Source organism: Streptomyces niphimycinicus, assembly GCF_018883605.1.
Classification (GTDB): Bacteria; Actinomycetota; Actinomycetes; order Streptomycetales; family Streptomycetaceae; genus Streptomyces; species Streptomyces niphimycinicus.
On record NZ_JAHLEM010000438.1, the window covers coordinates 1 to 11323 of the forward strand.

Annotated in this window: 1 protein-coding gene; it reads left to right on the plus strand. The window is 74.5% G+C overall.

All coding sequences use genetic code 11. The features are described 5' to 3' along the window. The coding region (locus KN815_RS31860) for a type I polyketide synthase (protein ID WP_216345331.1) at positions 1 to 11323 on the plus strand (11323 nt) is incomplete at both ends.

The window sequence follows — 11323 nt, forward strand, 5'->3', positions numbered from 1 at the left end:
GCCGTCGCCGCATGTGGACTGGTCGGCGGGCGCCGTATCGCTGCTGACCGAGCAGGTGGAATGGCCGGAGACCGGCCGCCCGCGCCGCGCCGGTATCTCCTCGTTCGGCATCAGTGGCACCAACGCGCACACCATCATCGAGCAGGCTCCGGCCCCGGCCCCGGCTCTTCCGGCCGCTCCGGCGGCCGAGACGCCCGAGCGGAACGGCCTCGACGGCCTTCTGCCGTTCGTCCTGTCCGCCAAGAACGCCGAGGCGCTGCGGGAGCAGGCCGCGCGGCTGCACACCCACCTCGCGTCGCGGCCGGAGTCGGCGCCGCTCGACATCGCCCACGCCCTGGCCGTCGGCCGCGCCGCCCTGGAGCGGCGTGCCGTGCTGACCGTCGGCGACCGGGACGAGCTGCTGCGGTCGCTCGACGCGGTGGCGCGTGGCGAGGCCGCCCCGTCCGTGGTCGAGGGGGCGGTTGCCGAGGGCAAGGTGGCGTTCCTGTTCACGGGGCAGGGGAGTCAGCGGCTGGGGATGGGGCTTGAACTGTACGACGCCTACCCGGTGTTCGCGGATGCGTTGGACGAGGTGTGTGCGCATCTGGAGCTGCATCTGGAGCGGCCGCTGCGGGATGTGCTCTTCGGGGATGACGCGGAGGCGCTGGATCGGACGGGGTTCACGCAGCCTGCGCTGTTCGCGGTTGAGGTGGCGCTGTTCCGGCTGGTGGAGGCGTGGGGTCTGACGCCGGACTTCCTCTCCGGTCACTCCATCGGTGAGCTGGCCGCCGCGCATGTGGCGGGTGTGCTTTCGCTGGCGGACGCGGCGAAGCTGGTGGCGGCGCGTGGCCGTCTGATGCAGGAACTGCCTGCCGGTGGCGCGATGATCGCCATCCAGGCGTCGGAGGACGAGGTCACACCGCTGCTGACCGAGCGGGTCAGCATCGCCGCGCTCAACGGCCCGGCCTCCGTTGTCATCGCGGGTGATGAGGATGCGGCTGTCGCGATTGCGGCCGGTTTCGAGGCGCGGGGTCGGAAGACCAAGCGGCTTACGGTCAGCCACGCGTTCCACTCGCCGCGCATGGACGGGATGCTGGACGCGTTCCGCGAGGTGGCCGAGGGCCTGACGTACGAGGCCCCGCGCATCCCGATCGTCTCCAACCTCACCGGTGGCGTCGTCTCCGCCGAGGAGATCACGACGGCCGACTTCTGGGTGCGCCACGTCCGCGAGGCCGTGCGCTTCCTCGACGGCGTCCGCACATTGGAAACCCAGGGTGTGACGACCTTCGTCGAACTGGGCCCCGACGGCGTTCTCTCCGCGATGGCGCAGGAGTGTGTGACCGGCGAGGACACCGCCTTCGCCGTCGCGCTGCGCAAGGACCGCCCGGAGGCCGAGGCGCTGCTCTCGGCCGTCGCGCGGGCGCATGTCCGTGGGCTGACGCCGGACTGGGCGGCCGTCTTCGCCGGTGCGGGCGCCGCTTCCGTGGACCCGGCCGAGCTGGCTGTGTTGCCCACGTATCCCTTCCACCGCCAGCGCTACTGGCCCAGCGCCGCCGCCCTCGCGGCGGGCGACCCCGAGTCGATCGGGCTGGGCGACATCGACCATCCGCTCCTCGGCGCCGCCGTCGCGCTCGCCGACGCCGATGGACTCCTGCTCACGGGTGTGCTCTCCACCCGTACGCACCCCTGGCTGGCCGATCACGCGGTCATGGGCACCGTGCTGCTCCCCGGTACGGCCTTCGTCGAGCTGGCCGGTGCCGCCGGCGCCCAGGTCGGCTGCGAGCGACTGGACGAACTGACCCTGGAAGCCCCGCTCGTGCTGCCGGAGCACACCGGGGTGCGGGTGCAGCTCGTCGTGGACGGGCCGGACGAGTCCGGCCGCCGTTCCTTCAGCCTGCATTCGCGTCGGCAGGACGCGCTCGGGACCGAGCCGTGGACGCGCCACGCCACCGGTGTGCTCGCGCCCGGCGCCCGGCTCTCCGCGTCCGGCGACCCCGATGAGCTGGCCGTATGGCCGCCGCAGGGTGCGACGCCGATCGCGGTCGAGGGACTGTACGAGGAGCTGGCCGGGGCGGGTCTCGGCTACGGGCCGGTGTTCCAGGGACTCAAGGGCGCCTGGCGGCTCGGCGAGAACCTCTACGCCGAGGTGGGCTTCCCCGAGGACGCGCCGCTGACGTCGGGCGCCGAGGCCGAGCGGTTCGGGCTGCACCCGGCCCTGCTGGACGCCGCGCTGCACGTCATCGGCCTCGACAGCACCGACCGCGAGGCGGCGCTGGCCGAGGGCGCGCTGCTGCCGTTCGCGTGGAACGGCGTTCAGTTGCATGCGGCCGGGGCCGGTGCGCTGCGGGTGCGGCTGTCCGAGCGGCCGTCGAACGCGGTCTCGCTGCTGGTGGCCGACGGTACGGGCCGTCCGGTGGCCACGGTCGAGTCGGTGGCGCTGCGGGCCGCCTCCGCCGATCAGGTCCGTGCGGCGCGCGGCGGGCTGCACGAGTCGCTGTTCCGGCTGGACTGGACGGCGGTTCCGGCGCCCGCGACCGGCGCGGCCACGGGCGACTGGGCGGTACTCGGCGCGGACGCCGCTCAACTGGCCATGATGGAGGGCGCGTTCGGGTCCGGGATCCGGCTGGCCGCGTATCGCGATCTGTCGGTGCTGCGGACGGCCGTGGCGGCCGGGGCACCCGCGCCCGACACCGTCCTGCTGGCCGGTGCCGGTGCCGGTGCCGGTGCCGGTGCAGGTGTCGGTGTCGCTGTGGGTGACGGTGCGGCGGCCGTGTACGAGGCCACGCAGACCACCCTCGCCCTGCTCCAGGAGTGGCTGGCCGATGAGCGGTTCGCCGCCTCGCGGCTGGTCCTGCTGACCCGGGGCGCGGTGGAGACCGAGCCGGGGGCGGGCGTGGCGGATCTGCCGTACGCCGCCGTGCGCGGTCTGTTCCGCTCCGCGCAGTCGGAGAACCCCGGCCGTCTGGTGCTGCTGGACGTGGACGGCGAGGAGGGCTCGTACCGTACGGTGCCCGCCGCGCTCGGCGTGGACGAGGCGGAGTTGGTGCTGCGCGCGGGCGTGCCGCTCGCGCCCCGGCTGGCCCGGGTGCCGGTCACCGAGATCACCGCCGACGCCGCCGCGGATACCGCCACCGAGATCACCGCCGACGCCGCCGCGGATACCGCCGCCGCCCCGTCGTACGACCCCGACGGCACCTTGCTGATCACCGGTGCCACCGGAACCCTCGGCGGCCTCTTCGCCCGCCACCTCGTCTCCGCCCACGGCGTACGGCGACTGCTGCTGGTCAGCCGCCGTGGCGCCGACGCCGACGGTGCCGAGGAGCTGGCCGCCGACCTCACGGCGGCCGGTGCCACCGTGACCTGGGCGGCCTGCGATGTGGCCGACCGCGACGCGCTCGCCGCGACCCTGGCCGCCATCCCGGCCGCGCATCCGCTGACCGCCGTGGTGCACACGGCGGGCGTCCTGGACGACGGCATCCTCGGCTCGCTGACGCCCGAGCGGGTGGCGCGGGTGCTGCGTCCCAAGGTGGACGCGGCGCTCAACCTGCATGAGCTGACCCGCGGCCACGAGCTGTCCGCGTTTGTGCTGTTCTCCGGTGCCGCCGCCGTGTTCGGCGCGCCCGGACAGGCGAGCTACGCCGCCGCCAACTCCTTCCTGGAGGCGCTGGCCCAGCACCGCGTGGCCCAGGGGCTTGCGGCCACCGCGCTGGCCTGGGGCCTGTGGGGCGGTGCGGGCATGGGCAGCGGCCTTGACGAGGTCGACCTGCGGCGCATCGCACGTGGCGGGGTCGCCCCGATCGCCGCCGACGAGGGGCTCGCGCTCTTCGACGCGGCCCGCGCCGACGGCGCCGCCGTGCTGTTCCCGATGCGGCTCGACTACGCGGGGCTGCGCACCGAGGCCACCGCGACCGGCAGCGTCCCGGCGCTCTTCCGCGGCCTGGTGCGGACCCCGGTCCGGCGGGCCGCCGCCGCGGCAGCCACCGCCGACGGCTCCTCGCTCGCCCAGCGGCTGGCCGGGCTCGCCCGGCCCGAACAGGACCGGGAGCTGCTGGAGTTGGTGTGCGGCCGGGTCGCCGCGGTGCTCGGTTACGCGGGCCCGGACGCGGTCGAGGCCGGGCGGGCGTTCAAGGAGCTGGGCTTCGACTCGCTCACCGCCGTCGAACTCCGCAACGACCTCAAGACCGTCACCGGGCTGCGGCTCCCGGCCACCCTCGTCTTCGACTACCCGACCCCCACCGCCCTGGCCGGTCATCTGCGCGAGGAGCTGCTGGGCGCCGAGGAGACCACGGCGCCGCTCGTCCCCGTACGCACGGGCGCGGCCCCGGCGGTCGACGACGACCCGATCGTCATCGTCGGCATGAGCTGCCGCTACCCCGGCGGGGTGCGCACCCCGGAGGAGCTGTGGGAGCTCGTCGCCACCGGCGGCGACGGCATCTCCGGCTTCCCCGTGGACCGCGGCTGGGACCTCGACGGTCTGTACCACCCCGACCCCGACCACGCGGGCACCTCTTATACCCGCGAGGGCGGCTTCCTGCACGACGCCGCCGACTTCGACCCGGACTTCTTCGGCATCTCGCCGCGTGAGGCCCTCGCCATGGACCCGCAGCAGCGGCTGCTGCTGGAGACGTCGTGGGAGGCGTTCGAGCGCGCGGGCATCGACCCGGCGACCGTGCGCGGCAGCAAGACCGGCGTGTTCGCGGGCGTCATGTACCACGACTACGTGACCGGGCTCGACGGCATCCCCGACGGTGTCGAGGGCTACATCGGCACCGGCAACGCGGGCTCCATCGCATCCGGCCGGGTGGCGTACACCTTCGGTCTGGAGGGCCCGGCGGTCACCGTCGACACGGCGTGTTCGTCGTCGCTGGTGGCGCTGCACTGGGCGATCCAGGCGCTGCGCGCGGGCGAGTGCACCATGGCGCTGGCCGGTGGTGTGGCGGTCATGGCCACCCCCGAGACGTTCATCGACTTCAGCCGTCAGCGCGGCCTGGCCACGGACGGCCGGTGCAAGTCGTTCGCCGCCTCGGCGGACGGCACGGGCTGGGCCGAGGGCGCGGGCATGCTGCTGGTGGAGCGGCTCTCGGACGCGCGCCGCAACGGCCACCCGGTGCTGGCGGTCGTGCGGGGCTCGGCCATCAACCAGGACGGTGCGTCGAACGGTCTGACGGCGCCGAACGGCCCGTCCCAGCAGCGTGTCATCCGGCAGGCGCTGGCCGCCGCCGGGCTGTCGGCGGGCGATGTGGACGCGGTCGAGGCGCACGGCACGGGCACCACTCTGGGTGACCCGATCGAGGCGCAGGCGCTGCTCGCCACCTACGGCCAGCAGCGGGACGCGGAGCGGCCGTTGTGGCTCGGCTCCATCAAGTCCAACATCGGTCACACCCAGGCCGCCGCCGGTGTCGCGGGCATCATCAAGATGGTGCTGGCCATGCGCCACGGTGTGCTGCCCCAGACACTGCACGTGGACGCGCCCTCGACCAACGTCGACTGGGAGGACGGCGCCGTCTCGCTGCTCACCGAGCGGATGGAGTGGCCGGAGACCGGCCGTCCGCGCCGCGCCGGTGTGTCGTCGTTCGGCATCAGCGGCACCAACGCGCACACCATCATCGAGCAGCCGCCGGCCGCCGAGGACCACGAGGACGGGGCGGCGCGGCCCGCCGCCGTACCGCCGGTGCTGCCGTGGCCGCTGTCGGCCGTGGGCCGGGAGGCGCTGCGCGACCAGGCCCGCCATCTGCGCGACCGGCTGCGCGCCCATTCCACTGACGAGGACATGGACCTGGCCGCCATCGGCTACACCCTGGCCGCCGGGCGCACCACCTTCGAGGACCGCGCGGTGCTGGTGGCCGACGGCCGCGACGGCTTCCTGCGCGCCCTGGAGGCGCTGGCCTCCGGTGAACCGGCCCCGGGCCTGGTGCAGGGCTCGCCGGTGGCCGGAAAGCTGGCCTTCCTGTTCACGGGGCAGGGCAGCCAGCGGCTCGGCATGGGCCGTGAGCTGTACGACGCCTACCCGGTGTTCGCGCAGGCGCTGGACGCGGTCTGTGCGGAGCTGGACCGGCATCTCGAACGGCCGCTTCGCGAGGTGCTGTTCGGGGACGACGCCACGACCCTGGACCGGACCGGATACACCCAGCCCGCGCTGTTCGCGGTCGAGGTGGCGCTGTTCCGGCTGGCCGAGGCATGGGGCCTGCGGCCCGACTTCCTCTCCGGTCACTCGATCGGTGAGCTTGCCGCCGCGCATGTGGCGGGTGTGCTGTCGCTGGCGGACGCGGCGAAGCTGGTGGCGGCGCGTGGCCGTCTGATGCAGGAGCTGCCTGCCGGTGGCGCGATGATTGCCGTCCAGGCGTCCGAGGACGAGGTCACCCCGCTGCTTGACGAGCGGGTCTCGATCGCCGCGCTCAATGGGCCCACCTCCGTGGTCATCGCGGGCGACGAGGACGCGGCCGAGCGGATCGCGGCGGACTTCGATGCGCGGGGCCGTAAGACCAAGCGGCTCACGGTCAGCCACGCTTTCCACTCGCCGCGCATGGACGGGATGTTGGACGCGTTCCGCGAGGTCGCGGCGGGGCTGTCGTACGAAGCCCCGCGGATCCCGATCGTCTCCAACCTCACCGGCGCCATCGTCTCCGCCGAGGAGATCACGACGGCCGACTTCTGGGTGCGCCACGTCCGCGAGGCCGTCCGCTTCCTCGACGGTGTCCGGACGATGGAAGCCCACGGCGTCACCACCTACCTCGAACTCGGCCCCGACGGCGTCCTGTCCGCCATGGGCCAGGACTGCCTCACCGAGGGCGACGCCGCTGCGGGCTTCGTCGCCACCCTGCGCGGTGGCCGCCCCGAGGCCGAGACCGTCACCACCGCCCTCGCCGCGCTTCAGGTCCGAGGCGTGGCCCTGGACTGGGAGGCGTTCTACGCCGGAACCGGTGCGCGGCGCGTGGAGTTGCCGACGTACGCCTTCCAGCGGCGGCGCTACTGGCTGGACGTGCGGACCTCCGCCGCCACCCCCGACGCCACGGCTCAGGACGCGGCCGACGCCCGCTTCTGGGAGGCCGTCGAGCGCGCGGACCTGGCCTCGCTCGCCGAAACCCTGAACCTCGGCACCGAGGACAACGGCGCGCTGGCGGCCCTGCTGCCCTCGCTGTCGTCGTGGCGGCGGCAGCAGTCGGAGCGTTCGACGGTGGACGGCTGGCGCTACCGGGTGTCGTGGAAGCCGGTCACCGACCGCTCCGCCGCGTCCCCGAGCGGCCGTTGGCTCGTGGTGGTACCGGCCGAGGCGGCCCAGGACGCCTGGGTCGCGGGTGCCGTACGGATGCTGAACGAGCGCGGTGCCGACGTACGCCGCATCGAGCTGACCGCTGACGACGACCGCGCCGCGGTGGTCGAACGGCTGGCCGGAGTCATCGGTGACGAGCCCGTAACCGGTGGCGTGCTGTCCCTGCTGGCCCTCGCGAACGGTCCGACCCTCGCGAACGGTTCGGCCCTCGCGAACGGTTTCGCTCCTGCGGATGGTTCGGCCCCCGCGAACGGTCCGGCTTCCGCTGACGGCGACGCGCTGCTGCGGACCGCCGCGCTGACGCAGGCCCTCGGCGACGCGGGCATCGGCGCGCCCCTGTGGGTGGCCACGCGGGGTGCGGTGGCCGTGGGCCGTTCGGACGGAGCGGTCAGCCCGGAGGCGGCGCGGCTGTGGGGTCTGGGCCGGGTGGCGGCGCTGGAGCTGCCCGAGCGCTGGGGCGGTCTGGTCGACCTCCCGGAGACCGCCGATGAGCGTGCGCTGGGACGCCTGGCCGAGGTGCTGGCCGGTGCCGGTGCCGGTGCCGGTGCTGGTGGCGGTGCCGGTGGCGAGGATCAGGTCGCGGTGCGCGCGTCGGGCGTGTTCGGACGTCGGCTCGTACGGGCCACCGCGTCGTCCGGCGACACATGGACGCCGGGCGCCGGTACGACCCTGGTCACCGGCGGTACCGGCGCGCTGGGCGCGCAGGTGGCCCGCTGGCTGGTCGCGGGCGGCGCCGAGCATGTGGTGCTCACCAGCCGCCGTGGCCTGGACGCCCCCGGCGCCACCGAGCTGCGCGATGAACTCGCCGCCTCCGGAGCCCGGGTGACCGTCGCCGCGTGCGATGTGTCCGACCGGGACGCGCTCGCGCGGCTCCTCGCCGACATCCCGGCCGAGCTGCCACTGACCGCCGTGGTGCACACGGCGGGGGTGCTGGACGACGGCGTACTGGACTCGCTCACCCCCGAGCGCTTCACATCCGTCCTGCGGGCCAAGGCGGCCTCCGCGGCCCATCTCGACGAGCTGACGCGCGACCGGGAGCTGTCGGCGTTCGTGCTGTTCTCCTCGATCAGCGGCACGTTCGGCGCCGCGGGGCAGGGCAACTACGCCGCCGCCAACGCCTATCTGGACGCGCTGGCCGAGCGGCGCCGCGCCCAGGGCCTGCCCGCCACCTCGATCGCCTGGGGCCCGTGGGCCGAGGGCGGCATGGCCACGGACGGCACGCTGGAGCAGCGTCTGCGCCGGGGCGGACTGCCGCCGATGGACGCCGAGTTGGCGATCGGCGCGCTCCAGCGGGCGCTCGACCTCGATGACACCGTGGTCACCGTCGCGGACATCGACTGGGACCGGTTCGCACCGGACTTCACCGCCGCCCGGCCCAGCCGCCTGTTCGCGGACCTCCCGGAGACCCGCGCGGCGGCGGAGGACACCGCCTCCGAGACCGCGGCCGACGGCTCCTCGCTCGCCGCCCGGCTGGCCGGGCTCGGCGGGGCGGAGCGCGACCGGCTGCTGCTGGACCTGGTCCGTACGCAGGTGGCCGCGGTGCTCGGACACGACGGCTCGGAGTCCATCGCCGCCGACCGCGCCTTCGGCGAGCTGGGCTTCGACTCGCTGACCGCCGTCGAGCTGCGCAACCGGCTCGGTGCCGCCAGCGGTGTCCAACTGCCCGCCACCCTGGTCTTCGACTACCCGACGGCCGCCGCCCTCGCCGACTATCTGCGCGGCGAGCTCATCACGACGGACACCCCGGCCGCCGGGGCCTTGCAGCCCACCGCCGTGACGGCCGCGGCCGATGACGACCCGATCGCGATCGTCGCGATGAGCTGCCGCTTCCCGGGCGGGGTGCGTACGCCCGAGGAGCTGTGGCAGTTGCTCACCGCGGGCGGGGACGCGATCGCCGAGTTCCCGGCCGACCGCGGCTGGGACCTGGACGCCCTCTACGACCCGGACCCCGACCGGCGGGGCACCTTCTACGCACGCGAGGGCGGTTTCCTCTACGACGCGGGCCACTTCGACGCCCCGTTCTTCGGGATCTCGCCGCGCGAGGCCCTGGCGATGGACCCGCAGCAGCGGCTGCTGCTGGAGACCTCCTGGGAGGCGTTCGAGCGCGCGGGCATCGACCCGGCGACGCTGCGCGGCACCTCCGCCGGTGTCTTCGTCGGCTCCAACGGACAGGACTACGACGCCTCGCTGCACACCGTCCCCGAGGAGGTCGAGGGCTACCTGGGCACGGGCAACGCGGCCAGCGTGGTCTCCGGCCGGCTCGCGTACACCTTCGGTCTGGAGGGCCCGGCGGTCACCGTCGACACGGCCTGCTCGTCGTCGCTGGTGGCGCTGCACTGGGCGATCCAGGCGCTGCGCCAGGGCGAGTGCTCGCTCGCGCTCGCGGGCGGTGTGACGGTCATGTCGAGCCCCGGCGCGTACATCGAGTTCAGCCGTCAGCGCGGGCTGGCTCCGGACGGCCGCTGCAAGGCGTTCGCGGCCGGTGCGGACGGCACCGGCTGGGGCGAGGGCGTGGGCATGCTGCTCGTGGAGCGGCTCTCGGACGCCCGCCGCAACGGCCACCCGGTGCTGGCGATCGTCCGTGGCTCGGCCATCAACCAGGACGGCGCCTCCAACGGTCTGACGGCGCCCAACGGCCCCGCCCAGCAGCGCGTCATCCGCCAGGCGCTGGCCGGTGCGGGCCTGTCCGCCGCCGAGGTGGACGCGGTCGAGGCACATGGCACCGGCACCCGGCTCGGCGACCCGATCGAGGCGCAGGCGCTGCTGGCCACCTACGGCCAGGAGCGGGACGCGGACCGGCCGCTGTGGCTGGGCGCCATCAAGTCCAACATCGGCCACACCCAGGCCGCCGCCGGTGTCGCGGGCATCATCAAGATGGTGCTGGCCATGCGCCACGGTGTGCTGCCGCGCACCCTGCACGTGGACGATCCGTCGCCGCATGTGGACTGGTCGGCGGGCGCCGTATCGCTGCTCACCGAGCAGATGGAGTGGCCGGAGACCGGCCGTCCGCGCCGCGCGGGCGTCTCCTCGTTCGGCTTCAGCGGCACCAACGCCCATACGGTCCTGGAGCAGGCCCCGGTTCACGACGAGCCGGCCGACAGCACACCGCACAGCCCGCTCGTACGGCCCGATGTGGTGGCCTGGCCGCTGTCGGCCAAGGGCGAGGACGCGCTGCGGGCCCAGGCCGAGCGGCTGCGCGCCCACCTCGGGGCCGACACCGGACTCGGCGCGGTGGACGTGGCGTACTCCCTGGCCACCACCAGGTCCGCCCTGGAGCACCGCGCGGTGGTCCTCGGCCCGGACCGGGACCGGCTGCTCGCGGGCCTCACCGCCCTCGCACGCGGCGAGTCCGCCGCCCAGTTGGTCCGGGGCGTGCCCGCCGAGGGCCGTACGGCCGTGCTCTTCACCGGGCAGGGCAGCCAGCGGCTCGGTATGGGCCGTGAGCTGTACGAGGCGAGCCCCGTCTTCGCGGAGGCGCTGGACGCGGTCTGCGCCGAGCTGGACCGGCACCTCGAACGGCCGCTGTACGACGTGCTGTTCGGGGACGACAAGGAAGCGCTGGACCGTACCGGCTTCACCCAGCCCGCCCTGTTCGCCATCGAGGTGGCGCTGTTCCGGCTGGCCGAGGCCGCCGGGCTGCGGCCGGACGTCCTGGCCGGGCACTCCATCGGCGAGCTGGCCGCGGCGCAGGTGTCCGGGGTGCTGTCGCTGGAGGACGCCGCCACTCTGGTGGCCGCCCGCGGCCGGCTGATGCAGCGACTGCCCGCCCGTGGCGCGATGATCGCGCTCCAGGCGGCCGAGGACGAGGTCGAGCCGCTGCTGACCGAGCGCGTCGGCATCGCCGCGCTCAACGGGCCGACCTCGGTGGTCATCGCGGGCGACGAGGACGCGGCGCTGGAGATCGCGGCGGCGTTCCGGGCACGGGGCCGCAAGACCAAGCGGCTCACCGTGAGCCACGCCTTCCACTCCCCGCTGATGGACGGCATGCTCGCCGACTTCCGCAAGGTCGCCGAGGGGCTGACGTATCGCGCGCCGCGCATCCCGATCGTCTCCACGGTCACCGGCCGGCCGGTC